We start from the raw sequence: 24,280 nt of genomic DNA on the forward strand, positions 1-24,280 counted from the left end.
AAGCGGTCCGGATCGACACGTTCGGCACCGAGACGTTCGGCACCGAGACGTTCGGCACCGACACGTTCGGCGGCGGGGCTACTCGGCGCGCATCTCCACGGCGATCTGCTCCGCGTCGAGCAGCTCCAGCGCGCGGTTCAGGAGCACGGAGTCGTACCTGCCGACGGACCGTGCCTCGAGGAGCGCCGCGCGCTGGGCACCGATGGTCGCGAGCCGCAGCTCGAAGAACTGGGTCGCCAGCTCCTCCGGCGTCTGCTCCTCCTCGACCTGGTCCTCCTGGTCGCGCAGCACGAGGTCGCGCACCCGGGCCACGACCACCGGGGCGTAGGTGCCGCCGTCGGGTCGCCGCAGGCCGGGGTCGTCGAGCATGGCGCGCGACGCGGCGTCGTGGACGGCGCGCAGCCCCTCCATGCCCTCGGCGTGCCGGGGTGACGCGCTGCCCGCGAGACCGAGGCGTCGCACGACCCACGGCAGCGTGCCACCCTGCACCAGCAGGGTCCCGGCGGCCACGCCGAAGGCCACCAGCACCAGCAGCGACCGCTGCGGGAAGTCCGCCGGCAACGTCTGCGCCGCCGCCAGGGTGACGACACCGCGCATCCCTGCCCAGACCAGCACCACGCCCTCCCGCGGCCCGAGCGGTGCGGCCATGAGGTAGTCGACGTCGGCCAGCTTGCGGAGCATCCGCCGCTGGAACTGAGCCATGCGGGTGGCCATGCCGGCCTCGCGACGCTCGGTGCGGGGCGCGGCCCGGCGTCGCTGCTCGGCCTCCACGCGTCGGGTCATGCGCTGCACCGCGCGGCGCCGTCGTCGTGGGTCCATCCCGGCGGGCAGGCTGGCGGCGTACGCCTCCGCGACGGCCGCCGCGGTCAGGCCGCGGCCCGGCTCCTCGGACGATGCCCGCCCGGCCTCCAGCCGGGCCTGCATCCCGTGGACGACCTCCCGCACCTGCTCGGCGCGCCGACGACGCCGTTCCAGCAGCGCCAGCAGCGGCAGCACGAACGCGGCACGCACCAGCACGATGCCGACCGCGCCGATGGTCGCGACGCCGAGCGCGAGCGCCAACGAGCCGTGCTCCGCCCGGACGTCCTCGACCAGCCCGAAGATCTGCAGCCCCATGACCAGGAACAGCCCGCCCTCGAGCAGCACCTCGACCGTGCGCCAGTTCGACTCCTCGGACAGCCGGTCCTGGGGCCGCAGGTGCCGCGCGGCGAGGGTGCCCGTCACCAGCCCGGCGGCCACCGCGGCGACGATGCCCGAGGCACCCAGGGCCTCGGCGGGCGCGTAGGCGGCGAAGGGCACGACGAACGAGGCCGCGGTGGACAGCGCCGCGTTGCGCACCCGGGCCCGTACCCACAGACCCAGCCGGCCGACGACGACGCCGCACACCACGGCGATCGCCACCGCCTGCAGGAAGTCCCCCACCACGCTCCAGACGGACACCGTCGCCGCGGTCGCCGCGATGGCGGAGCGCAGGAGGACGAGGGACGTGGCGTCGTTGAGCAACCCTTCGCCGTCGAGCATCACCACGACGCGGCGTGGCGCCCCGAGCTTCTTGATGATGGAGGTGGCGACGGCGTCCGTGGGGCTGACGATGGCGCCCAGCGCGATGCCGGCGGCGAGCCCGATCCCGGGGACGACGGCCGCGAAGACCGCACCGAGCACCACCGCGGACACCACGACGAGCAGCACCGACATGCCGCCGATCGCCGTGAGCTCGCGGCGGAACTCCATGGCGGGGAAGGACGCCGCCGCCGCGTACAGCAGCGCGGGCAGGACGCCGGCCAGGATCAGCTCGGGATCGATCTCGATGGCCGGCGTCGTCGGCAGGAGGCTGATGCCCGTCCCGATCAGGACGAGGATCAGCGGGGCCGCCACCCCCGCCCGCGGGGCGAGCGCCGTGACGGCGATGATGATCACCACCGAGGCGACCGCGACCAGCATGACGTCCATGGCGTTCAAGGTAGGCGGGTTCGTCCCGCTCGGCAGCGGGGCGCCACTACCTCGGCGAGGTTCGCACTACCTCGGCGGAGTTCGCACTACCTCGGCGGGGCCGGGACGACGTCGGCGGGGCGGGTGAGCTCCGTCCAGCCCGACGGCGGCCGGTGGGAGACGGTCCTCGGCTCGAGCGGACGGTCGGGCGCCGGGCCACGGACGTCGGCGGCCACCAGCGGGCCGAGGCCCAGGCCGGTCAGCCGCTCGACGTCGGCGACCGGCACCTGGAACGTGCGGAAGGGGCCGAGGGGCGGCACGTGCCCGACGGCGAGCGCCCGTCCCGTCGCGGTGCTCAGCTCGGCGTCGGTGAGCAACGGCGTCTGGTCGAGCACGAACGCGGCGGACTGCAGGGTGGGTGCGGGGCTGCCCGTCCCCGGCCCGTCGCCCGCCGCTGCCCAGGCGACGACCTTCCAGAACTGCCGCGGGATCGCGACGCCCCGGTAGACGGGGTCGGCGCCGAGGAACACGCAACCGGTGTGGACCACGACCCGGTGGTCGTGGGCGTCGGCGTACTCGAGCACGTGGTCCTCGAGCCCGTTCCACAGCTCCTTCGACTGGTTGAGCTCGGCGACCTGCGGCGCGGCGTTGGTGTAGACGAACGTGGCCTCGCCGGCCTCGCGGGCCTCCTCGATCGTGCCCCACATGGGGTCGAGCCGCCGGACGAGGTGCCCGCGGTCGAGCGGGTTGTGGCGGTAGAGCTCGTTGCCCGCCTGTTCGTGCGGCGGCGCCTGCGGGTCGAGCCGCCAGCTCCCGGACCTGGGCAGTGGCCGGAGCCGTGCCCCGTCCACGGTGCAGGCCGTGGCGGCGGCGAGTCGGCGCTGCGGGTCGAGGAGCACGCTGAAGCGGGGGTGGTCGAGCTGCCGCAGCGGACGCCCGGCGGTGGGCAGGGGTACGCGGACGGCCTCGTCGGGGCCGAGGAACTGGGCGTCGTAGCCGGTCACAGGTGCGAGCCAACCACGTCCGGCCGATCCATTGTCAACGATATATCGTTGATGTATCTTCGATACGTCGGGTGAGCATCCGGCTCCCCGCGCTCGACAGGAGAACCACCATGCGTACCCCTCGCACCCCCCACCCCGATCCCTTCGACCTGCCCGGCGGCCCGCACCGCCGCGGCGACCACCCGCGCGGCGGCCGTGGACGACGCGGCGGCTTCGACGTCGGCTGGGAGACCGGCCCGCGCGGCGGCCGCGGCCCCGGCGCGGGAGGCCCCGGCGGCCGTCGCGGCGGCAGCCGGCGCGGCCGCGGCCAGATGCGCGCCGCGATCCTGCTCCTGCTCGCCGAGGCGCCCCAGCACGGCTACCAGATCATCACCGAGCTCGCCGACCGCTCCGAGGGCGGCTGGCGCCCGAGCCCGGGCGCCGTCTACCCGGCGATCGCTCAGCTCCAGGACGAGGGCCTCGTCGAGGTCGCCGACGACGGAGGTCGTCGTCTCGCGTCCCTCACTGACGCCGGACGCGAGCACGTCGAGGCGCACCGGGACGAGCTCGGCACGCCCTGGGCGCCGACCGGCCCGCGCGGACCGGGCCGCGAGCTGCACGGGGCGATGCGCTCGCTCGCCGGCGCCGTCGAGCAGGTCGCCCGCACCGGCACGCCGGAGCAGGCCACGGCCGCCGCGGCGATCCTGGCCGGGGCGCGCCGCGACCTCTACCTGCTGCTCGCCGGCGATTGACGCCCGCCTACGAGGTGGTGAACCCCGCGAGCCCCAGGGGCCACCAGCGCAGCAGGTGGCCGTCCACGGCGACGTCGACGCCCCAGCCGTCCTCGGGCAGGTCGGTGGACCACAGGTCCTCCCCCGTGATGGCGTCGATCGCCCGCCACCGCGAGACCACCCCGGTGTCGGTGTAGGTCGGGACCACGAGGGCCACCACCCTCCCGTCGGTGAACACCGACTGCACCTGGCCGTCCGGCCCGTCGCTCAGCGCCGCGTACGCCTCGAACAGGTCTTCGCGCAACCACAGGACCTCGCCGGTGGCGAGGTCGAGGCCCACCACCCGGTCACGCTCGTCGAGCACGACGGCGGTGCCCCCCGCCCGGGCGAGGTAGCGCGTGGCGGCCAGCCGCACCGACCACGTCGTCGCACCCTCAGGCCCGACGGCGCGGGTCTCACCCCGTCCGGTGACGAGCCGCTGCCCGTCCGGACGCCCGTCCGTGGCGAGCGGGTCCAGCAGCCGGCCCTCGAGGTCGAACCGGTGCCGGCCGTCGGCGCCGAGCACCTGGAACTCCCACGACGCCTGACCCCACGGCCCGGCGGAGACCGCGTACCCGCCGTCCGCCAGCGGCCGCACGCGCCGGACCACCTCCCCCTCGGCGTCCTCCAGGCCGGTCAGGTCCAGCCGCTGCCCGTCCGGGGTGAAGTACGCCAGCACGCCGCAGCCGGAGAACCCGACCAGGCGCCCGCTGACCATGTGGTCGACGTCGCCACGGCGGTCGAGCTCGACGGTGCGGCCTCCGGTGTTCCAGCGCACGCACTGGGTGGAGTCGATCACCTCGCCGAAGGGCACCACCTCCGACCACCGCTCCGCACCCGTGACGGCGTCCGTCGCCCGCACCTCGAGGTCGTACCCGTCGTCGATCGTGCCCACGACCGTCAGGTTCGTCATCGGGTTGCCGCGGAGCTGGACGTCGACGGCGCGGGCCTCGCCCACCCATGTCGCCGTGAGCACCGTGCCCTGCGGTCCGGGCACCACGACGTCGTGGTCCTCCGCGACCGCGCGACGTCCCAGCACCGTCCCGTCCGGGTCCACGGTGGTCACCATCACCTCCCCCGAGACCGCCTCGCCCACGCACACCACCTGGGCCGTCGGGGTCAGCTCGACCGTCTCGGCCCAGAAGGCCAGCCCCGGCCCGCACGCCGCGGCCCGGTCCACGAGGTCCACGGTCCAGCGTCGCTGCCCCGTCAGCATGTCGATGCCGAGGAGCTCGTCGCTGCGGTGGACGGCCGCCACGCCGCCCGCGACCGCCACGAGCCCGCCCGGCATCTGCACCCCGGCCTCCGCGTCGTCGAGCCGCCAGGCCTCGGTCGGCGGCACCGACAGGTCGACGACGCCGCCCGCGGCGGCCCGCAGCTCGGCCGACCGCCCGCGGTCGAGGACGCCGTCGACCACCACCGCCGTCGCCACCAGGGTCGCGGCCACCACGACGGCACCGAGCCGGACGCCGCGGGACAGGCCGCGCCACCGCCGACCGGCGCGGGACAGGGCGCCCGGCCCGGGAGACGACGGCACGGCGGGTCCGGCGCCGACGGCGGCAGGCGGGTCGGAAGGTGCCGGTGCGGCCGGGCCGGCCGCAGGGGAGCCCGCGGCCTCCGCGCCGTCGTCGGGCACGAGGTCGAACGTGTAGGCCCCCTCAGGGGCTCGACGCCGCCGCCCCACCCCTCGACGTTAGCGCGGAGCGAGCACACTCACCGAGGTGAGGTCGGCCTCCTCCACCCACGAGTCCGGGGGCACGGTCAGCTCCTGCAGCAGCAGGTGGCCGTCGACGGCGGCGAGGTACGGCACGGTCCCGGCGCCGAGCCGCTCCCGGCTCGCGGTCCCGGTGGCGAGGTCCACAGTGAGCAGCTCGCCCACCTGGTCGTCGTCACCCGTGACCGCCGTGAGCGCGACCGTCACCCGGTCGCCGTCGGTCACGGCCGACGTCGGCCAGGCGTACGGCCGGCCCTCCGGAGCGCTCATCGCCACGCGCCACCGCTCGGTGCCGTCGGTGACGTCCACCCCGACCAGGTCCTCGTTGCCCGCGACCACGGCCACGTCGCCGGCCCGCGCCAGCACGCCGGCAGCCTCGTGGTCCAGGCGCCAGAGCTCCTCCCCCGCCGGGTCCAGGCCGGTCAGCGCCTGGCCGAAGCCGTCGGTCGCGAGGACGACGGACTCGTCGGCGTCCACCGACGCCCCGGGCGTCGCGACCTGGCGCGTCGGGCTCTCGAGGAGCACGGACCCGTCGGCGCCGACCAGGTCCGAGCCGATCTCACCGCTGGCCGGATCCTGGGACGGGACGACGAACCGGTCGGCGGAGTACGCCTCGACGGCTGCGACACCCCCGAGGAACACCGCGTCCTCGCCCGTGCTCTCGACGAGCACCGCCCCGGTCGTCGTGGTCGCCCCGCCGACGTCGCACCACTGGTAGCCGACCAGCGCCGGTGACGCCACCAGGCTCCGCGGCGGGGACACCTCGATCCGGAAGGGTGTCGCCTGGTCGAAGCTCCGCGGGAAGCTGCCGTCGGACCGGTCCCACACGAAGGCGCACTCGTCCAGGAGGCGGCCGGAGGGTGCGCCGGTCGGCACCTCGAACCGGACGTCACCGGTCACGGCGTCCTCCACGTGCACCCTCGCCTCCTCCGGATCGACCCGCCGGATCGCCGCCCGCGCCCCGGCCTGGGTCGCGTGGTCGAGGCGGTCGGGCATGTCGGTGTCGTGCTCCACCACGAGCAGGCCGCCGTCGGCGGCCGGTGCGACGTCGCGGTCCTCGCCGCCGTACTCCGCGCCCGGGAGCTCGCGCTGCCCGACGACGTCTCCCGCCGCGTCGAGGACCGTCACGGCGCGCTCGTCGGTGGGTCCGTGCAGGCACGTGACGAGCTCGCTCGGCATCGCCCACTCGACGCCGCTCTCCAGGCGCGGCTGCGGGCCGCAGACCGGGTCCGCCCCGAGCGCGGCACGCCAGCGCTCCTCGCCGGTGCCGGCGTCGAGCGCGACCGCGTCGTCGCCCTCCGCCAGCACGACGAGCCCGTCCGGGAGCACCACCGGCACGCCGCCACCCTCGACCCGCCACACCGCGGCGAGCTCACCCTCGAGCGAGACGACTCCCCCGGGAGAGTTCCGGAGCCGCTCCGTCTGCGTGTGCGAGGCGACGGCGGCTCCCACGGCCGTGCCGCCGACCAGGACGATCGCGAGCCCGCCCGCCACGCCCGCGAACAGCCGGCGCTGCCGAGGGTCCGCGCGGTGCCACCGTTCGCCGGCGCGCGACCACCACCCGGGGCGCGCCTCCGCCACCGCGGGCGCACCGCCGTCGTCCCCCTCGAGACCGGCGTCGGCGTCGGAGGAGACGTCGAAGGAGACCATGCCGGGGTCACGTCGTCGGGCCACGGGAGCAACGTAGCCCGCCGCCGTGCGCGAGGCCCGCCCGACGGCGGGCGAACTCCTGGCCGGCCCCGGCCGGTCAGCCCAGGCCCCGCAGGACTCCCTTGACCGTCGCGGCCGATCTGCCGCCGGACGGGATGCCGCCGGCGTCGTGCTCGAGCAGGTGGCCGTCGACCGCGACGAGGCCGGTCGCGGCCTCGCCGTCCGCGCTCCAGCGGGTGCTGCCGTCGGCGAGGTCGAGCGCGACCAGACGGGGATCGCCCGGGACCATGACCGCGACCACCGTGCCGTCGGTGACCGCCCCGCCGGTACCCGGCACGCCGTAGCCCCCTGCGCCCTCGACGAGGTCGTCCCGGGACCAGAGCTCCTCCCCGGTGGCCAGGTCGAGGCCCGTCAGACCCGAGGCGTCGCCGGACACGACGGCGGTCCCACCGGCGCGGGCGAGCACGTCCCACACCGTCATGTCCTTCGTCCACAGGCGCTCGCCGGACCTCGTGAAGGCAGCCAGCGCACCGTCGCCGTCCTGAGCGACGAACGGGCCGTCCGTCCCGTCGGTGGCGTGCGGCTCGAGGACGAACCCCGGCAGGACGAGGTCGTCGTCCGCGTCGTCGCCAGAGACGATCCGGGTGCCCGCCTCGGTGTACTCCAGCAGGTCACCGTCGACCGTCCCCCGCGGGAAGGCGTCCTGCACCGTGCCGTCGGCGGCGATCCACACGCCGAGACCGCAGAACGAGAACCCCGTGCCCGCGGGCTCCACACCGAGATGCGCGGTCAACCAGACCTGCCCTCCCGGCTCGTCGCTCCAGCTGCCGAGGCCGCAGCCCTCCAGGTCGTCCCGCCCCACCTCGAGCGTCTCCTCGACCCGGACCTCCCCGGTCCGCGCGTCCTCGATCCGCAGGACGGGGTCCCGCCAGGTGCCCTCCGCGCGGCGCTCCTCCAGCACGGCGAACGCCTCGGCGGGGGACGTCGCGGAGTCCAGGACCAGATCGCTCCGCTCGAGGACGGCGACCGCACCGCCGGCGGCGGGCACCGCCTCCCGCACGGGGCCGTCCCCCTCGCCCGCCATCTGCCCGTCCTGGGTCGTCGCCGCGGGCCCGATGTCCCGCTGACCGAGCACCTCACCGCTCGCGTCGACGACGGTCACCGTCCGGGACGGCGCCCCGCTGAGGCAGACGACACGGTCCACCGGCCTGGTCAGATCGGCGGGCGTCCGCTGCCGCGGGCCGCAGTCGGGCTGGACGCCCAGGTCGTGGCGCCACACCTCGGCGCCGCTGGCGGCCTCGACCGCCAGCACCTCCGACCCGGCGGTGGTGACGACCACGCCGTCGGGCAGCACCGCCAGCACACCCTGGTCGCTCGCCACCTCCCAGGTCGGCTCCACCGGGGCCGACAGATCCACGACGCCGCCGGGTGCGGCCGCCAGACGCTCGGCGTGCTCGGTGTCGCGGTGGTGGTCGACGGCGACGGCCGCGCCGGTGCCGAGCACCAGGACCGCGGCGGTGGCGGTCACGGTGATCCGCCGGACCCGCCGCGGGACCGCGCTCCAGCGGCGGGCGACGGGTCGGCCGACCCGGCGGACGAACCAGCCGTCGTCCGACCCGGGGCCGGCCGGGCCGTGCGGGCCGGCCGGCGCGCCGCCGTCGGCCCCCTCGGTCTCGTTGTCGGACGAGACGTCGAAGGAGACCATGCCGGGGTCACGTCGTCGGGCCACCAGGGCAACGTACCAACCAGCGGCTGGTCACGAACCCCATGTGCAGGTCAGGCCTCCGCGCGCAGCGCCTGCTTCCAGGAGATCCGACCGCCGGTCTGCATCAGCGCCCCGCGGAACGCGCGCTCGGAGACCAGCAGGGCCAGCACCGCGAACGCCGCCAGGATCAGCAGCGAGACCACCGGCTCCCACCACGACGTGTCGCCCGACAGCACCCGCGCCGGCATCGCGACCACGTTGGCGACCGGGACGTACGACAGCACCGTGAGGAAGGAGCCCGAGGCCGTGAACGTCAGGAAGTAGACGCCCATCACCAGCATCGTCATCGGCGTGGAGGTGTACTGCAGGTCCTCGGACCTGCTGGCCAGCGCCCCGGCCACCGCGTAGAGCGCGGCCAGCGCGAGGAAGCCCACCGTGAAGAACACGACGAACCAGATCAGCGACGTCGACAGCGCGGGCAGCGCGATCGCGATCGGGCTGACGGCCACGGCGGCCAGCCCCACGGCCGCGAACAGCAGGTTCTGCCCCGCCGCGATCACGGAGCTGCCCACGATCTTGCCGGCCAGGAGCTGGCGCAGCGGCACCGCCGTCGCGATGATCTCCACCAGCCGCGACTGCTTCTCCTCGACCACCGAGCTCGCGATCATCATCCCCGAACCGATCGCGCCGGCGAAGAAGAGGAACGACAGGGCGAAGCTCGCGAAGAACAGCGTGTCCTCGCCCATGGCGTCCGGGTCCAGCGCCTCGGTGGTGAGCGCGGCGCCCTCCGACAGCTCCGCCGGGGTGGTCCCGGCGGCCTCGGCGTTGGCCGCCAGCACCTCCTGCTCGACGGCGGTACCCACCAGGCGGGAGACGGTGCTGTCCGGCTGACCCTCGCCCGCCAGCACCCAGCCGTCGCCGCCCGGGTGCAGCCACACGTCCGCGTCGCCCGCGGACAGCGCGGCGCGCGCCGCGTCGTCGTCGGCCACCTCGAGGAGCTGGAGCTCGGTGCCACCGTCCTCCGCGTCGGCCAGCTCGGCCGCGGCCGTCACCGACCCGACCGCCGTGGCGTCGGAACCCGCCACCGCGACCGTGTACGTGTCGACCCGGGTGGACTGCCACGTGAAGAACGCGGCGAGCAGGGCGATCACGGCGAGGGAGACCACCAGACCGATGACGAACGCCTTGTTCATCACCCGCGTCACGATCTCGCGCTGGGCCACCAGCAGCCAGGCACCCCGGGAGCCGTCGTCCGGCGGGTCCTGGGCCGGTGCGTTCGAGGGGCTCTCCATCAGGGTGGTCATGCCGTCACCTCACGGTAGATCTGGGCCAGGGAAGGCCGGACAGGGCTGAGCTCGCGGACCTGGCCGCGCTCCAGGGCGGTGGCGAGCAGGCGCTGCGTGGTGGCGTCGTCGACGAGCTCGACCAGCGCCGTCGGACCGTCGACGTCCACCGCGTGCACGCCGGGCACCCCGCGCACCCACCCGGCGTCGGAGTCGAGGACCAGCCGGTGGCGCACCGTGCCCGCCTGCTGCAGCTCGGTGGGCGTGCCGTCGGCGACGACCTCACCCGTGCGCAGGATGACGAGGCGCTCGCAGAGGCGCTCGACCAGGTCGAGCTGGTGCGAGCTGAACAGCACCGGGACGCCGCGAGCGGTGTGCTCACGCAGCAGGTCGACCATGCCGTCGACGGCCGCCGGGTCCAGGCCGGAGAACGGCTCGTCGAGGATGAGGGCACGCGGCCGGCCCATGAGCGCCGCCGTGATCTGCACGCGCTGCTGGTTGCCCAGGCTGAGCTTCTCGACGTGGTCCTTGGCCCGCTCGGCCAGCCCGAGCCGGTCGAGGTGCTCCATCGCCTCGGTCCGGGCGGCCGCGGCCGGGATGCCGCGCAGCCTCGCCAGGTAGACGAGCTGGTCGATGGCGGGCTGCTTCGGGTAGAGGCCGCGCTCCTCGGGCATGTACCCGAACGTGCGGCGGTCGGCGCGGGTCACGGGCGCCCCGCCGAACCGCACCTCCCCGGAGGTGATGGACAGGACGCCCATCATCATGCGCATGGTGGTGGTCTTGCCGGCGCCGTTGGAGCCGACGAACCCGGTGAGCATCCCTCCGGGCGCCTGGAAGGAGACCGCGTCGACGGCGCGGCGGTCTCCGAAGGTTCTGGTCAGGTCGTGGACCTCGAGCGTGGTCATGGCACCGACGCTACGGAACCAGGCCCCGGCGCGGATCCGTCGCCAGACGGAATCGCCCGTCTCCCCCGCGAGACGGACCGCCGTCGTGCTGGTTCAGCCGTCCGGGCGTGATGCCGGACGTTCCGCTACGTCACCCCGTGCTGGTGGACGTAGACCACCGCCTGGACCCGGTCGCGCAGGTGCAGCTTCGACAGCACGCTGGACACGTGCGTCTTGACGGTGGCCTCGCCGAGGAACAGCTCAGCCGCGATCTCCGCGTTGGACAGCCCGCGTCCCACGTGCACCAGCACCTCGCGCTCGCGGGGTGTCAGGAGCTGCACACCGGGCGCCGACGCCGGTGCACCGGTCGTGCGCGAGTCGGCGGCCGGGGAGGGTCCGACCGCACCGGCCGGTGAGTCGCCGGACGCCGCCGAGCCCCGGCCCACCATCCTGTCCACCACGCGGCGCGTCACCTGGGGAGACAGGAGCGCCTGCCCCTCGGCCACGGTGCGCACCGCCTCGACGAGGTGCTCGGCGTCGGAGTTCTTCAGGAGGAACCCGGACGCACCCGCGCCGAGGGCGTCGAACACGTAGGCGTCGTCGTCGAACGTGGTCAGGACCAGCACCCGGGACAGGTCCTGCGCCACGATCTCCCGCGTCGCCTCGATCCCGTCCATGACGGGCATCTGCACGTCCATGAGGACGACGTCCGGCCGCAGCCTGCGGGCCGCCTCGACGGCCTGGGCGCCGTCGGCCGCCTCGCCGACCACCTCCAGGTCGTCCTCCACCGACAGGATGAGGCGGAACCCCGACCGGACCAGCGCCTGGTCGTCCACCAGCAGGACGGTGGTCATGACTCCTCCAGCGGCAGGGGCAGGCGGACGCGCACACGGTACCCACCCGTGACGCGGGGGCCGATCTCCGCCACCCCGTGGTGCGTCGCGACCCGCTCGCGGATGCCCACGAGCCCCAGGCCCGAGCCCGACGACCCGGGCCGGGCGCGGCCGTCGTCGATCACCTCGACCTCGGCGTACCCGCCGCGGAACCGGGCGTCATCGGCGGCCGGGCGCCGGTCGACCCGCACGGTGACGCTCGCGGCACGCGCCGTGGAGTGCTTGCGGACGTTGGCCAGCGCCTCCTGCGCCGTGCGGAACAGGCTGAGACCCATCGGCCCGGACACCGCCGCCTCAGCACCCGCCGGCTCGGCGACCAGCGCGTAGGTCACCTCGAGCCCGCCGTCCGCGCCGGCCAGCCGCTCGATGTCGGCGATCCCCGGCTCGGGCGAGCGGTCCCCGCCGCCCGCCGTGCCGCCGTCGTCCCCGATGTCGCGCAGCGTGCCGACCAGCCCGCGCATCTGCTCGACGGCGTCGCGCGAGGCCGCTTCGATCGTGCTCAACGGCACCGCCGCAGAGCCGGGGTCCTTGGCCAGCAGACGCCGTGCGGCCGCGGCCTGGATGCCGATGACCGACACGTGGTGCGCGACGACGTCGTGCAGCTCGCGCGCGATGCGCAGCCTCTCGGTGACGACGGCGCGGCGGCCGAGCTCGTCGGCCTGCCGCTCGATGGTGGCGGCCTGCTCCGCGAGCTGGGCGCGCCGCCGGGCGGCGTGCCACGTGACCTGGCCGAGGGCGATGGCCCCGAGGAAGTAGGCGATGTTCGTCAGCCAGGTCTGGGCGATCATCGCGTCGAGGGGCGAGAGGAACCCCGGCGGGTCGTCGAGCAGGCCCTCCCTCTCGGCGTACTGCTGCATGCCCGTGCTGACCGCCACCTGCCAGAACAGCCAGCCGAACATCGCGGCCAGGCAGGCAGCGACCACGATGATCATCGCGCGGCGGTCACGGGCCCAGGCCACCGCCGTGTAGAGCGTCATGAAGTACACGACCTGCAGCACCTGGCTCAGTGGGACCACCGGCACGGTCAGACCGACCAGCAGGAAGTGCGCGTAGACGACGGCGAGCACCGTCAGGGGGTACCGGCGCCGGACCACGAGCGGCAGGGCGCCCGCCCCCGCCAGCACGTAGAGCAGCCAGGCCGGGCTGTCGTCGGACTGGGCGAGGTAGCCCGCCGAGCGGGTCAGCTCCATGCCGCCGACGGCGAGGACGGTGAGCGCCAGGCCGAGCCACACGTCGCGGCGGTAGGCCGTGGGCGGGTCGGCAGGGACTCGCTCGAAGTCGGCGTCGACGCCGAACCACTCGGCGATCACCTCGGCGGGGTGGGGGCGCGGCATCCCCTCAGCCTAGGGAGTCGGCGGTGCGGCGGGATCCGTCGCACGACGGAGGCGTCGGCCCGCCGGGTGGGTCGGCCGGCGCCGTGCCAGCCTGTGGCCATGACGTCCTTCTGGATCTGCCGCACCTGCGCCGTCGAGCACGCGACACGGCCCGAGGTCTGCGCGATCTGCGCCGACGAGCGCCAGTGGGTCCCGGCGTCGGGCCAGTCCTGGACCACGCTCGACGAGCTCGCCGCCGAGGGCCAGCACATCGAGGTCGAGGAGCTGGAGCCCGACCTGTTCGGGCTGCAGACCACGCCCGGCGTCGGGATCGGGCAGCAGGCCAAGCTCCTGCGCACCCCGGCCGGGTCGCTGCTGTGGGACCCGCTGGGCTTCGTGGACGACGACGGTGCCGCGGCCGTGCGCGACCTGGCCGGCAGCGCGGGTGTCGTCGCCGTGGCGGCGAGCCATCCGCACATGTTCGGGGTGCAGGCGGAGTGGAGCCGGCGCCTCGCGGGCGACGCCGGTCCGGTCCCGGTCCTGGTCGCCGAGGCCGACGCCGGCTGGGTCGCCCGCCCGGACGACTCGATCGTGCCGTGGTCCGGCGAGCGGGAGGTGCTGCCCGGAGTGACGCTCAGCCAGCCGGGCGGGCACTTCCCGGGTTCCGCCGTCGTCCACTGGGCCGCGGGGGCCGACGGTCGGGGCGTGCTGCTGTCGGGCGACACGATCTTCGCGAACCCGGACCGCACGGCGAGCTTCCTGCGCAGCTACCCGAACCGGATCCCGCTGTCGGGGGCGGTGGCGCTGCGGGTCGCCGGGCACGTGGCCCGGCGACCCTTCGACCGGATGTACAACAACTTCGACGGCGTGATCCCGGCCGACGCGCGTGCCGTCGTGCTGAGATCAGCACGACGGCACGCGGCATGGGTGCGCGGGGACTTCGACCACCTCACGTGAGGTGCCGCGCGGGGCGCCGCACGGATCAGTGGTCGTGGTCCTCGTCGGCGTGCTCGTCCTCCGCGTGCTCGCCCTCCGCGTGGTCGTCCTCGCCCTCCGCGTGGTCGTGCTCGGGCTCGGGCTCGCCGAGCGCGCCGGCGATCTCGTTCGGCGTGACGCCGAGCTCGCCGGTGGCCCAGACCTCGCCCTCGACAAGGTCCACCGCGTGGATCGCGTCGTTCGCCGGGTCGGTGACGTAGACGGAACCGTCGAGCGTGAGCACGGCCGGGCGCGGCTCCTGCCACTCCATCGGCTCCTCCCACTCGTCCAGCACCGGGATGGACGCGGTGATCTCCGCGGTCTCCGGGTCGATGACCTGCAGGTCGCCGTCGGTGGTGAGCACCAGCGCCTCGCCGTCGTCGCCGCGGGCGAGCGACCGGAACGTGTACGAGGCCGGCAGCTCGACGAGCTCCAGGCTCGCGTCGCGGGTGTCGATCAGGCTGACGGTCGTGGGGCGCTCGAGCTCGGCGTCCGGGTCGGTCTTGTAGTCGCCGAGCATGATCGGCGACGCCTCGGTGCCGGCCTGGTTGCCGATGCGGGAGTAGTCGTCCGGCGTCTCGACCTTCGTGATCGTGCCGTCGGCGTAGATCAGCGCGCCGTCCTCGCACCCGACGACGACGGCCTCGCCCTCGGCCACGGCCTCGCCGTGCACCCCGGGGCAGTCGTCGCTGGCGACGATCTCCTCGCCGTCGGCGTCGAGAACACGGACGGTGGAACGCTCGTCCTCGTTGCCGTCGGTGACCAGCAACGAGCCGTCGCTCAGCGGGACGGCCACGCCGTGGTGGGCCTCGGGGAGCTGGACGTCCTCGACACCCTCCTGATGGGCGATCTCGGCGGACTCGACGAGCTGCACCAGGCCGGTGCCGTCGTCGAAGAGGGCGGTGACGCCGTCGTGCACCACGGCGTGGCCGGGCTGCTGCGCCGCGTAGGTCACGTCCGTGAGGTCCGGCGTGGCGGTGAAGTAGTGGAAGTGCTCGCCGTGCCCCTCGCCCCAGGTGCCGGTGTCGAGCACCTGGAACCCTCCGGTGGTCGAGACGAGCACGTGCCGGCCGTCACCGGCGGCGTTGAGCCGGTTGAAGCCGGCCAGCTCGAGGTCGGCGAGCTCCTCGAACGACTGGGCGTCGAGCACCTTGATGCCGCCGTCGTAGGTGACGGCGAGGCGCGGGCTGCGGCCCTGGACCTCGGTGGGCGCCGCGGGGGCCGACTCGTCGGCGGTGCTGCCCGCGGACCCGGCGGATGCCGGGTCCTCGGACTCGGTGGCACAGGCCGCGACGAGCGCGAGCGGCAGGGCCAGGGCGAGCGCCGTGGCGGCGCGGGAACGGGAGCTCATGGGTGATGACTTTCCATCTCAGCGACAGGGGACCAGGATGCGAACGAGAACCATTCGCATCATGCTCCGCCGAGTCAACCACGCATGAGAACGGTTATCAAGACGGGCTCCGACTCCGCCCCGGCTCAGCCGAGCGCGCGCTGGCGCCGCCCGGCGGCCAGACTGACGATGAGCGCCACGAAGACCACCAGGTACACCTGCCCGATGATCGCCTCGCTGGTCGCGAGCAGCCGCCCGAGCGGCGTCACCGCCGCCAGGTCCCCGTACCCCAGCGTCGTGATCGTGGTGAGGCTGAAGTACATGAACGACGTCGTGGACTGCTCCGTGCCGAAGAAGTGTCCCTGCGTGACGTTGTCGACCGTGAGGAACGCGTAGTAATAAGCCAGCGCGATCAGCAGGTAGGCCGACACCGCCCCCAGCAGCGTCGCCAGCGTCACGACGCGGTGCTGCACCAGCCGCCGCGCCACCACCACCGGGGCGCACGCCGCGATGAGCAGGAGCAGTGGCGGCGCCGACGTCACCTCGTCGGGCGTCTCGAGGACGAGGACCACCACCAGGGACAGCACGATCAGTGCGCCCACCACCACGTAGGCCCAGCGGCGCCACCGCGCCCGCAGCCCGGACGCCCGCAGCGCAAGAGCGAGCGTCGCCCCCACCGTGAGGGTGGTGACCAGACCAGCCACCTGCGCGCCGACAGCCGCCGGCCCGGTATGGAGGTCGACCAGCGACAGCAACGCCACCGTCAGGGCCGCCAGGACGAGCAGCAGCCCGAACCGGTCGACCCACCGCGAGCGCGGGTCGATGTAGGGGTCGTCCTCCGGCGGCTGCTGCCGGCGGGCGAAGAAGCCCCGCGGACCGTCCAGGTGCGGATCGATGCCAGCGTGCGGGTCAGCGTCGGTCCGCGGATGGGCGTCCGGGTCGCCGCCCGCGTCGGGGCTGGTCACGGGCGGTCCTGCACGGCGTCCTCCAGGGATGGGTTCGTCCCCATCGTGGACGAGCCGGGCGCGGTGCGCGCGTCGAGGCCCGGGCCCGGGTCCGGGCCGGGCACCGTCACCGCCGCGATCGCCGTCGTGATCGGGATCGCCAGCACCAGCCCGATCGACCCGACGAGCGTGCGGACCACCTCCTCGGCGATCTCGCCCGAGGTGATGGTCATCAGCGGTGTCTGGTCCAGCAGCCAGACCGTGAGCAGCAGCGGCAGCGCCGCGCCGACGTACGCGAACGCGATCGTGTACACCGTCGAGGCGATGTGGTCCCGGCCGATCCGCATCGCCCGCGCGAACAGCACCCGTCGCGGGGCCGTCGGGGCGAGCGAGCGCAGCTCCCACACCGCGGACGCCTGGGTGATCGTCACGTCGTTGAGCACGCCCATCCCCGCGAGGACGAGGCCGCACAGGGCGATGCCCCGCAGGTCCACCGACGGCGCGATGATCGTCAGGTTCTGCGCCAGCTCGTCCGACGCCCCGGTGATGTGCGCGGCACCCGTCGCCCACGTGCCGATGCCCGCCGTCAGCGCCAGCCCGGCCAGGGTGCCGAGCAGCGCCACGGTGGTCCGCGCCGTCAGGCCGTGCGCCAGGTAGAGGACGGCCAGCATCACCGCCGACGACGTCACGAGGGCCACGCCCATCGCGCTCTCGCCCGCCAGCAGCGCCGGGAACGTGAAGCCGACGAACACGGCGAACGCCACCGCCAGCCCCGCGATCGCCGCCAGCCCGCGCCACCGCGCCACGAGCAGCACGACCAGCGCGTAGACCGCCGCGAGGACGCCGAAGGGGACGTCGCGCTGGTGGTCCATGAACACGTACGGCGTCACCGTGTCCGCGAAGTCGCCGATGTACAGCGCCGTCACACGTTCGCCGGGCTCCAGCTCGAACCGCGGGTCGGCCTGCATGCCGGACGTGCCGCCGTCGGGCAACCGGATCGCCACGTCCCCGGCCGTGGCGTCCTCCATGGTGGGCCAGGACTCGTCCGCCGTCTCCTCGAGCGGCCCGACGACGGTGACCACCACGAGCTCGCTGCCCTCGACGACGACGGGGATGCGTTCGGGGACGTCGGCCGGGGACGGCCACAGGGTCCACAGCCCGAACGCGGTGGCGACCAGGGCGGGCAGCACCAGCAGCGCCAGCACCAGTCGGGTGCGCCACGGGGCCGGCGGGACGGGCCCGCCGTGGGAGTGCGCATGGCCTCCGGGCGGCAGGCCGTCGTCCGGCGAGCCGTCCCGCGGAGCGGCGGCGTGGCGTGCCCGGCGGGGCTCCAGCTCGGTCGTCACGCGGTCATGCTGCCACGCGGCCCGGGACCCGTCGGGAGCCCGCGCCGTAGACTCCCGTGGTGACCGACGCCGCCGTCCCCGCGCCCTCCACCGCCGCGATCGTCGGCGTCGGAGCCGCCGTGGTGGGCGGACTCTGTGCGGCGCTCCAGACCCGCGTCAACGGCTCCCTCGCCGAGCACGTCGGCAGCGGCTTCGGCGCGGCGGTCGTCTCGTTCGGGTCCGGGTTGCTGTGGCTGCTGCTCGCCCTGGCCTGCTGGCCCGCCGCGCGCGGCGCCGTCGGACGCATCCTGTCAGGCCTGCGTACCCGGCGCCTGCGGTGGTGGGAGGTGCTGGGCGGGACCGCCGGCGGCTTCTACGTCGCAGCCCAGGGCCTGACCGCCGCGACGCTGGGCGTGGCCCTGTTCATGGTGGCGGTCGTGGCGGGGCAGTCGACCAGCTCGCTGCTGGTCGACCGGATCGGGCTCGCCCCGGGCGGCGTGCGGCTGATCACGCTCGGACGGGCGCTGGGCCCGCTCCTGACCGTCGTGGCGGTGGGGATCGCCGTCTCGGGCTCGGTGGGGACGGTGCCGTCCGTCGGCCTCGCCGTCATCCCGTTCCTGGCCGGGGCGTTCCAGTCGTGGCAGCAGGCGATGAACGGGCGCGTACGCGGGGTGGCCGCCGCGCCCGGCGACCGGTTCGCCGGCGTCGCTGCGGCCACGTTCGGCAACTTCGTCGTCGGGACGGCGGCGCTGGCGGTGGCGTTCGGCGTGTCCGTGCTGGCCGTCGGACCACCCACCGGCTCGCTGCCCACGCAGTGGCCGCTCGACCTGGTGCTCTACTCGGGCGGGCTGCTCGGGATCGTGTTCATCGCCATCCAGGCCGCCGTGGTCCACCGGATCGGGGTGCTGCTGCTGGCGCTGGGGATGATCGCCGGGCAGATCGTCGGGGCGCTGCTGCTCGACGTCGTCGTCCCCGGCGTGGCGACGCCCGGGCCCGCCATGTTCGCGGGGGCCGCGCTGACCCTCGTGGCGGTGACGGTGCCCGTCGTCGAGGCGCGGCTGCTCCGCCGACGGCGGCGCTGAATCCCGAAAACCGAGGCTGACCAGCGGAGACCCGGGGCCGTCGGGCTCGACGTGCGAGCACACCCGCATCCGGGTCACGGTGGGGTCACCGACACGAAGGAGGATCCATGGAAAGCGTCACCAAGTCCATCGACGTCGACGTCCCCGTGAGCACCGCCTACAACCAGTGGACGCAGTTCGAGGACTTCCCGCACTTCATGGAGGGTGTGGAGGAGATCCGTCAGCTCACCGACACGACCACGCACTGGAAGACGAAGGTGGGTGGCACGGAGCACGAGTTCGACGCCCGGATCACCGAGCAGCACCCCGACGAGCGTGTCGCCTGGAGCAGCACCACCGGCCCCGACCATGCGGGAGTCGTGACGTTCCACCGGCTGAGCGACGCCCAGACGCGGGTCACCGTCCAGATGGACTGGGACCCGGAGGGTGCCAAGGAGAAGGTCGGCGCCGCCCTCAACTTCGACGACCGCCGTGTCGAGGGCGACCTGAAGAAGTTCAAGTCGTTCATCGAGTCGCGCGGCGCCGAGACCGGCGCCTGGCGCGGCGACGTGAGCTGACGTCCGCGACGTGAGCTGACGTCCCCGACGTCGTCCGGCGCGCACCGACGGCCGGTCACCCGGCTCCCCTCCGTGGGAGCGACGGGTGGCCGGCCGTCGTCGTGCACCGAGCTGTCAGCCGTGGCTGCAGGCTGTCAGCCGTGGAAGCGGACCTGCTGCTGCGGGTTGAGCTCCCTGTAGGTGTTCGGCTTCTGCTTGCCGACGCCGGCCGCGTCGTCGATCGCCAGCACGTCGAAGCCCTGCTGGATGTCGTTCGAGTAGACGTACCCGTTGTAGTAGTACGCCGACCACGAGCCGCCGAGGACCAGCCGCTCGGTGGAGAGCGGGCCGCGGTCGAACCACGCCAGCTCGGTCGGGTTCGCCGAGTCGGTGAAGTCGAACACGGAGATGCCGCCCTGGTACCAGGCCTGGACCATGATGTCCTTGCCCTTGACGGGGATGAGCGACCCGTTGTGGGCCACGCAGTTCTCGGTGTTCGTGTTGGTCCGCGGGATCTTGTAGTAGCTGCGGAACTCGAGCTCGCCGTCGGCGATGTCGTAGATGCCGTTCGCGCCCCGCGTCTCGCCGACGTCCGGGTTGCAGGTGGCCGCGCCACCGCCGCCCAGCTCGTCGGTGAAGACGACCTTGGTCCCGTCGTTGTTGAACGTGGCCGAGTGCCAGAACGCGAAGTTCTCGGTGTCGCGCACGTTCGAGATCACCTCGGGGTTCTCCCGGTCGGAGATGTCCATGAGGATGCCGTCACCCATGCAGGCGCCGGCCGCGAGGTCGAGCTTCACGTAGGTGGTGATGTCGTGGCAGCCGGAGGTGTTGGTGTAGCCGCCCTCGGGGAAGAGGACCGGCTCGGACACGACGGCCGCGTCCGCCGGGGTCTTGGTCGGGATCTTCACCACGGAGATCTTGTCGTGCGGCGGCTGGCACCCGGAGAGCAGCGCGTTCGGCGAGTACGACGAGACGTAGACGTAGAGCGTCTTGCCATTCTTCGTCGGCGCGAGGGAGTGGGTGTGCGAGCCGCACTTGGTCTCGACGGCGGAGACGTACTGCGGGTCGGTCGGGTCGGAGATGTCGAAGATCTTCAGGCCCTCCCAGTAGTCGACGCCGACGGGGTAGATCGACGAGCTCGAGCAGGAGTCGTCCGTGCGCCAGGAGTCGGTGGACAGCACGAGGAGGTCGCCGTAGACGGAGACGTCGTTCTGGGATCCGGGGCACACGACCTGCGCGGCCTGCTCCGGGCTCTCCGGGTCGCTGATGTCGTACACCGTGAAGCCGTCGTAGTTCCCGGCGAACGCGTAGTCCCCCTGGAACGCCAGGTCGGAGCTGTAGGAGCCCTCGGACGCGAAGGCACCGTTCTTCGGGATGTTGGCGAGCAGCTCCATGTTGAGCGAGTCCGTCGTGCCCGGGTCGGTGAGGGAGGCCGGAGCGCTGGAGTCGTCCAGAGCGGCGATGCTCTGGGCGGGCAGCTCCGACCCGTCGCTCGGTTCGGCCGAGCCCGGTGCCGCGACGGCGAACGAGCCGAGCGCCAGGAGTCCGGTCATCGCCCCGGCACCCAGCGCTCGGCGTCGCTGCATCGTTGTCAGTTGACGCACTGGCGTCACACCTCCTTGGTAGTGTCACCCCACTCTGGCCTGATGTGACGTGAGTCACCAGGCGAAGCGCCGAGAATTAACGGGATGGTGACAGTGGACCTCCAGCCTCCGCCCAGGCTCGTCCAGCGTGCCCGACGACGGCGCCCGCCACGGGTCGCGGTCCTGGCCGTCACTCTCGTGCTCGCCGCGCCCGTCGCCGCGTGCACCGCCGACGACCCCGCCGACGACGCCGTCCCGCCGTCGAGCGTCGTCGTCCAGCCGGGCCGTCCCGGCGAGGACAACACCACCGTCCAGCCCGAGGACTACGAGGCGCGCGACCGCAGCCCGGAGTGGAACCAGGCCGACGCCGACTTCGTGACCGGGATGATCCTGCACCACCGCCAGGCCCTCGACATGTCCGAGCTGGCGCCCGACCGCGCGCAGGACCCGGCCGTCCGCTCGCTCGCCAGCCGGATCTACGACACCCAGGGCGCCGAGATCCACGGGATGGCGGCCTGGCTGCAGGAACGCGACCTGCCCGTCCCCGTCGAGGTCGAGGAGGGGGACGGATCCGGCCCCCGGCAGCCCGACGCCGGCCACGACCACGACGGCATGCCCGGCATGCTCAGCGAGGCGCAGCTGACCGAGCTGGAGCAGGCTTCCGGTGCGGAGTTCGACGAGCTCTACCTCGCCGGCATGATCCAGCACCACGAGGGCGCGATCACGATGTCGACCACGGTGATGACCGAGGGCGTCGACGAGCGCGCCCACGAGCTCGCGAACGACATCGGCGCCGGTCAGCTCGCCGAGATCGGCCGCATGCAGGAGCTCCTCGACGGGCTGTGAGGCCGGACGGTCCGGGCCGCCGATGCGGTGCGGCGCTCCCCCGTCGCAGGCCCGGCACCAGGTGGTTCACGCAAGGTTTCACGCGTCACCACCCGTCGTTGGCCGGACGTTGCGCCGAACCTCCCATCGTGGGGACGCGCCCGTCCGGGCGCGTCCCACCCGATCGGAGACTCGCGTGCCTCTCATGCCTCAAGGGCGCCCAGCCCGGGTCGGTGCCGTCACGGCCCTGAGCGGTCTGCTGACCGCCGGAGTGCTGGCCGTCGGCGGTCCTGCCGGCGCCGCGCCGACCCCCGCCTCGACGACGGCGGCGACCACCGCGCCCGACGACGAGCTCGCCTCGCGCTTCACCCTCGCCGTCCTGCCCGACACCCAGTTCTACTCGCGGTACGCGACGGACCAGTTCGTGCCCCGCTACGGCGACGACCCGTTCCACACGCAGACCGCATGGCTCGCGGAGCACGCCGACGACCTCGACATTCCGTTCGTCACCCACCTGGGCGACGTCGTGGACCGCGCCGGGGTCACCGGCGAGTGGGAGGTCGCGGACCGCGCGATGTCCGCGCTCGAGGAGGGAGGCGTGCCGTACTCCGTCCTGCCCGGCAACCACGACGTGCTGAACTCGAGCGACCAGCTCACGGACGTCGACTACGACCTCGGGGCCGAGCCGTTCCTGAAGTGGTTCGGCCCGGAGCGGGCCGCGTCCCAGTCCACGTACGGCGGCTCGGACCCGACCGGCATGAACCAGTACCACGTCTTCGAGGCCGAGGGCCAGGAGTTCATGGTGCTCGCCCTGACATGGCGCGCCTCCGACCAGACGATCGCGTGGGCCGACCAGGTCATGGCCGAGCACCCCGACGTGCCCGTCGTGCTGACCACGCACTCGATGCTCGCCATCGGCAGCGACGCCACCTCGCCGGAGGACACCCCCTACGGCGAGAAGCTCTGGAACGACCTCGTCCGGTCCAACGACCAGATCTTCCTCACGCTCAACGGCCACTCCCACGGCGCCACGAAGCAGACGCGCACCAACGACGCCGGCAACACCGTCACCCAGGTGCTCATCGACTACCAGATGGCGTACGACGGTGGGAACGGCTACCTCGGGCTGTTCGAGTTCGACCTGACGCACGACCGCATCGAGGTCCAGACGGCCTCGCCGTGGGTCGTGGCCAAGGACCCAGCCGTGCTCACCGCGTACGACCAGCCGTTCCTCACCGGAGAGCACCAGCAGTACACGATCGACATCGACTTCTCCGAGCGGTTCGACGGGTTCGCCCCGGGCTTCACCGCCGGAGAGGCGCACCAGCCCTCGCTCTCCCAGCGAGCCCGGGACCTCCTGCTGGAGGGCTTCGAGGGCCCCGACCCGATCACCACTGAACCCCCGGCCTCGCGCGACGACTACCCGCAGGTGGACGGCACGCTCGCGCACTGGCGCTTCGGCGGCCTGGAAGGCGTGGTCGACGCCGGGACCGTCGTCCCGGACATCGTCAGCGGCGCGGACCTCGTCCGGGCAAGCTCGGAGGAGAGCGGGTCGACCGACGCCGAGCCCGCCGACGTCGTGGTCTCGCACGACGCCGCTCCCTTGTCGTCCGACGGCGCAGCGGTCTGCTTCGCGAACGCCGATCGGACCAGCGGGCGACTCAGCTACCTGCGCACGGAGGCCGACGCCGCGGTGAACGACGCGGAGCTCGCCGACGGCTACACGATCGAGACCTTCCTCAAGATCGACGAGAGCTTCACCGAAGGCTCGAACGCCTGGATGAAGGCCATCACCCGCTCCGGCAACCGCTCCACCCTGCCGGGCATGCCGTGGTCGCGCTGGGACTACACGGCGTCGCCGGTCGCGCTCGGGCTGTCGAACCTCCGCGAGCTCCAGTGGACCGAGGTCCCGGTCGAGACCACCAAGGGTGACCGCACCTCGTGGTCCGGCGAGATCATCCTCGACCGGTGGGTGCACGTGGCGCTGGTCAACGACCCGACCGACCGGGCGACCACGATGTACGTCGACGGCGCCCCGGTGCTGCGCAACGCCACCGACACGCTCGGCCACAGCCTGAACGAGGGTATGCCGTGGCTGTTCGGCACCGACTGGGTCGACGACCGCGCGACCAACGGGTGGAACGGCTGCATCGGCGAGACCCGGGTCGTCGACCATCCGACCGGCCCCGAGCAGTGGCTCACGGCCCGGGCGGCCGAGCCCGCCCCGGAGAGCTGGGAGGCCGACACCGTCTACGACGAGGGGGACCGGGTGACGCACGACAGCGCCGTCTTCGAGGCCACCTGGTGGACCAGGAACCAGGCACCGGGCACCTCGGTGCACGGCCCGTGGCAGGAGATCGCGACGGCCGAGGACGGCACCGCCGTCTGGACGCCGTCGCGCATCTTCGACGCCGGTGACGTCGTCGTGCACGACGGCAGGCGGTACGAGGCGAGGTGGTGGACGCGCAATCAGGCACCGGGCGCCTCGTCCCGCGGTCCCTGGCAGCCCGCCTCCTGACCCGCTGCCCGCACCACGAGCGTCTCTGTCCGTCCAGA

General features: G+C 73.7%; 19 protein-coding genes. 6 read left to right on the forward strand and 13 right to left on the reverse strand.

Annotation, left to right across the window (positions count from 1 at the left end):
- Nucleotides 1-78 precede the first annotated feature (78 nt).
- Both MWU57_RS10740 and MWU57_RS10745 read right to left on the reverse strand, forming a co-directional pair.
- The gene (locus MWU57_RS10740) at nucleotides 79-1,950 is read right to left on the reverse strand and encodes a sodium:proton antiporter (protein WP_246909160.1); all 1,872 of its coding nucleotides are present in this window, start codon (nucleotides 1,948-1,950) and stop codon (nucleotides 79-81) included.
- An 86-nt stretch (nucleotides 1,951-2,036) separates the two neighbouring features.
- Nucleotides 2,037-2,933, reverse strand: coding sequence for a DNA/RNA non-specific endonuclease (locus MWU57_RS10745; RefSeq protein ID WP_246909162.1), 897 nt, complete (start codon nucleotides 2,931-2,933; stop codon nucleotides 2,037-2,039).
- 110 nt (nucleotides 2,934-3,043) lie between these two features.
- Here MWU57_RS10745 and MWU57_RS10750 point away from each other — a divergent pair, with 110 nt between their 5' ends.
- Entirely contained in the window at nucleotides 3,044-3,664 is a 621-nt protein-coding gene (locus tag MWU57_RS10750; protein WP_246909164.1) for a PadR family transcriptional regulator, read from the forward strand.
- A 7-nt stretch (nucleotides 3,665-3,671) separates the two neighbouring features.
- Here MWU57_RS10750 and MWU57_RS18410 read toward each other — a convergent pair whose 3' ends face one another.
- The 7 genes from MWU57_RS18410 to MWU57_RS10785 form a co-directional block, all read right to left on the reverse strand.
- Entirely contained in the window at nucleotides 3,672-5,318 is a 1,647-nt protein-coding gene (locus tag MWU57_RS18410) for a PQQ-binding-like beta-propeller repeat protein (protein ID WP_246909166.1), read from the reverse strand.
- Nucleotides 5,319-5,375: 57 nt separating this feature from the next.
- Nucleotides 5,376-7,070, reverse strand: coding sequence for a PQQ-binding-like beta-propeller repeat protein (locus MWU57_RS10760; protein ID WP_246909167.1), 1,695 nt, complete (start codon nucleotides 7,068-7,070; stop codon nucleotides 5,376-5,378).
- Nucleotides 7,071-7,143: 73 nt separating this feature from the next.
- Nucleotides 7,144-8,775 carry a PQQ-binding-like beta-propeller repeat protein gene (locus MWU57_RS18415; protein WP_246909168.1) on the reverse strand — a complete coding sequence of 544 codons (1,632 nt, stop codon included), beginning with the start codon at nucleotides 8,773-8,775 and terminating at the stop codon, nucleotides 7,144-7,146.
- A 47-nt stretch (nucleotides 8,776-8,822) separates the two neighbouring features.
- The gene (locus tag MWU57_RS10770) at nucleotides 8,823-10,055 is read right to left on the reverse strand and encodes an ABC transporter permease (protein ID WP_246909169.1); all 1,233 of its coding nucleotides are present in this window, start codon (nucleotides 10,053-10,055) and stop codon (nucleotides 8,823-8,825) included.
- On the reverse strand, nucleotides 10,052-10,939 hold the full coding sequence (locus MWU57_RS10775; RefSeq protein WP_246909170.1) for an ABC transporter ATP-binding protein: 888 nt from the start codon (nucleotides 10,937-10,939) through the stop codon (nucleotides 10,052-10,054). The genes MWU57_RS10770 and MWU57_RS10775 overlap by 4 nt, the downstream gene beginning before the upstream one ends.
- A 125-nt stretch (nucleotides 10,940-11,064) precedes the next feature.
- A complete protein-coding gene (locus MWU57_RS10780; protein WP_246909171.1) occupies nucleotides 11,065-11,772 on the reverse strand; it encodes a response regulator transcription factor in 708 nt (235 codons plus the stop codon).
- The gene (locus tag MWU57_RS10785; protein WP_246909172.1) at nucleotides 11,769-13,145 is read right to left on the reverse strand and encodes a sensor histidine kinase; all 1,377 of its coding nucleotides are present in this window, start codon (nucleotides 13,143-13,145) and stop codon (nucleotides 11,769-11,771) included. Before MWU57_RS10785 ends, MWU57_RS10780 begins: the two co-directional genes overlap by 4 nt.
- Before the next feature lie 99 nt (nucleotides 13,146-13,244).
- Between MWU57_RS10785 and MWU57_RS10790 the strand changes: the two genes are divergently transcribed.
- The gene (locus tag MWU57_RS10790) at nucleotides 13,245-14,081 is read left to right on the forward strand and encodes an MBL fold metallo-hydrolase (RefSeq protein WP_246909173.1); all 837 of its coding nucleotides are present in this window, start codon (nucleotides 13,245-13,247) and stop codon (nucleotides 14,079-14,081) included.
- A 25-nt stretch (nucleotides 14,082-14,106) separates the two neighbouring features.
- Here MWU57_RS10790 and aztD read toward each other — a convergent pair whose 3' ends face one another.
- The 3 genes from aztD to MWU57_RS10805 all read right to left on the reverse strand — a co-directional run bounded on the left by aztD (nucleotide 14,107) and on the right by MWU57_RS10805 (nucleotide 17,719).
- Nucleotides 14,107-15,450 carry a zinc metallochaperone AztD gene (gene aztD / locus MWU57_RS10795; RefSeq protein WP_246909175.1) on the reverse strand — a complete coding sequence of 448 codons (1,344 nt, stop codon included), beginning with the start codon at nucleotides 15,448-15,450 and terminating at the stop codon, nucleotides 14,107-14,109.
- A 125-nt stretch (nucleotides 15,451-15,575) separates the two neighbouring features.
- Nucleotides 15,576-16,394: a potassium channel family protein gene (locus MWU57_RS10800; protein WP_246909177.1), complete on the reverse strand. Its 819-nt coding sequence runs from the start codon at nucleotides 16,392-16,394 to the stop codon at nucleotides 15,576-15,578.
- Nucleotides 16,391-17,719, reverse strand: a complete 1,329-nt coding sequence (locus MWU57_RS10805; RefSeq protein ID WP_246909179.1) for a YibE/F family protein — start codon at nucleotides 17,717-17,719, stop codon at nucleotides 16,391-16,393. Before MWU57_RS10805 ends, MWU57_RS10800 begins: the two co-directional genes overlap by 4 nt.
- A 59-nt stretch (nucleotides 17,720-17,778) precedes the next feature.
- On the opposite strand from MWU57_RS10805, the gene MWU57_RS18420 reads away from it, so the two are divergent.
- Both MWU57_RS18420 and MWU57_RS10815 read left to right on the forward strand, forming a co-directional pair.
- Nucleotides 17,779-18,780 (forward strand): DMT family transporter, encoded by a 1,002-nt coding sequence (locus tag MWU57_RS18420; RefSeq protein ID WP_246909182.1) that lies wholly within the window; start codon nucleotides 17,779-17,781, stop codon nucleotides 18,778-18,780.
- A gap of 107 nt (nucleotides 18,781-18,887) precedes the next feature.
- Complete coding sequence (locus tag MWU57_RS10815) at nucleotides 18,888-19,337, forward strand: SRPBCC family protein (RefSeq protein ID WP_106265399.1); 450 nt, start codon at nucleotides 18,888-18,890, stop codon at nucleotides 19,335-19,337.
- A gap of 134 nt (nucleotides 19,338-19,471) precedes the next feature.
- Here MWU57_RS10815 and MWU57_RS10820 read toward each other — a convergent pair whose 3' ends face one another.
- Complete coding sequence (locus MWU57_RS10820) at nucleotides 19,472-20,902, reverse strand: LVIVD repeat-containing protein (RefSeq protein ID WP_246909183.1); 1,431 nt, start codon at nucleotides 20,900-20,902, stop codon at nucleotides 19,472-19,474.
- A 102-nt stretch (nucleotides 20,903-21,004) separates the two neighbouring features.
- Here MWU57_RS10820 and MWU57_RS10825 point away from each other — a divergent pair, with 102 nt between their 5' ends.
- Nucleotides 21,005-21,745, forward strand: coding sequence for a DUF305 domain-containing protein (locus MWU57_RS10825; protein ID WP_246909184.1), 741 nt, complete (start codon nucleotides 21,005-21,007; stop codon nucleotides 21,743-21,745).
- 184 nt (nucleotides 21,746-21,929) lie between these two features.
- The gene (locus MWU57_RS10830; protein WP_246909227.1) at nucleotides 21,930-24,242 is read left to right on the forward strand and encodes a carbohydrate-binding protein; all 2,313 of its coding nucleotides are present in this window, start codon (nucleotides 21,930-21,932) and stop codon (nucleotides 24,240-24,242) included.
- The last annotated feature ends 38 nt before the right edge of the window (nucleotides 24,243-24,280 follow it).

Origin of the sequence: Isoptericola sp. S6320L (assembly GCF_023015685.1) — a bacterium.
Lineage (GTDB): Bacteria > Actinomycetota > Actinomycetes > Actinomycetales > Cellulomonadaceae > Isoptericola > Isoptericola halotolerans_A.

What these genes read in the sequence shown, in the direction of transcription:
- MWU57_RS10830 (WP_246909227.1), top strand. Translation starts at nt 21,930, where the DNA reads ATGCCTCAAGGGCGCCCAGCCCGGGTCGGTGCCGTCACGGCCCTGAGC.
- MWU57_RS10750 (WP_246909164.1), top strand. Translation starts at nt 3,044, where the DNA reads ATGCGTACCCCTCGCACCCCCCACCCCGATCCCTTCGACCTGCCCGGC.
- MWU57_RS10790 (WP_246909173.1), top strand. Translation starts at nt 13,245, where the DNA reads ATGACGTCCTTCTGGATCTGCCGCACCTGCGCCGTCGAGCACGCGACA.
- MWU57_RS10785 (WP_246909172.1), bottom strand. Translation starts at nt 13,145, where the DNA reads ATGCCGCGCCCCCACCCCGCCGAGGTGATCGCCGAGTGGTTCGGCGTC.
- MWU57_RS10820 (WP_246909183.1), bottom strand. Translation starts at nt 20,902, where the DNA reads ATGCAGCGACGCCGAGCGCTGGGTGCCGGGGCGATGACCGGACTCCTG.
- MWU57_RS10780 (WP_246909171.1), bottom strand. Translation starts at nt 11,772, where the DNA reads ATGACCACCGTCCTGCTGGTGGACGACCAGGCGCTGGTCCGGTCGGGG.
- MWU57_RS10825 (WP_246909184.1), top strand. Translation starts at nt 21,005, where the DNA reads ATGGTGACAGTGGACCTCCAGCCTCCGCCCAGGCTCGTCCAGCGTGCC.
- aztD (WP_246909175.1), bottom strand. Translation starts at nt 15,450, where the DNA reads ATGAGCTCCCGTTCCCGCGCCGCCACGGCGCTCGCCCTGGCCCTGCCG.
- MWU57_RS10740 (WP_246909160.1), bottom strand. Translation starts at nt 1,950, where the DNA reads ATGGACGTCATGCTGGTCGCGGTCGCCTCGGTGGTGATCATCATCGCC.
- MWU57_RS10775 (WP_246909170.1), bottom strand. Translation starts at nt 10,939, where the DNA reads ATGACCACGCTCGAGGTCCACGACCTGACCAGAACCTTCGGAGACCGC.
- MWU57_RS10770 (WP_246909169.1), bottom strand. Translation starts at nt 10,055, where the DNA reads ATGACCACCCTGATGGAGAGCCCCTCGAACGCACCGGCCCAGGACCCG.
- MWU57_RS10815 (WP_106265399.1), top strand. Translation starts at nt 18,888, where the DNA reads ATGGAAAGCGTCACCAAGTCCATCGACGTCGACGTCCCCGTGAGCACC.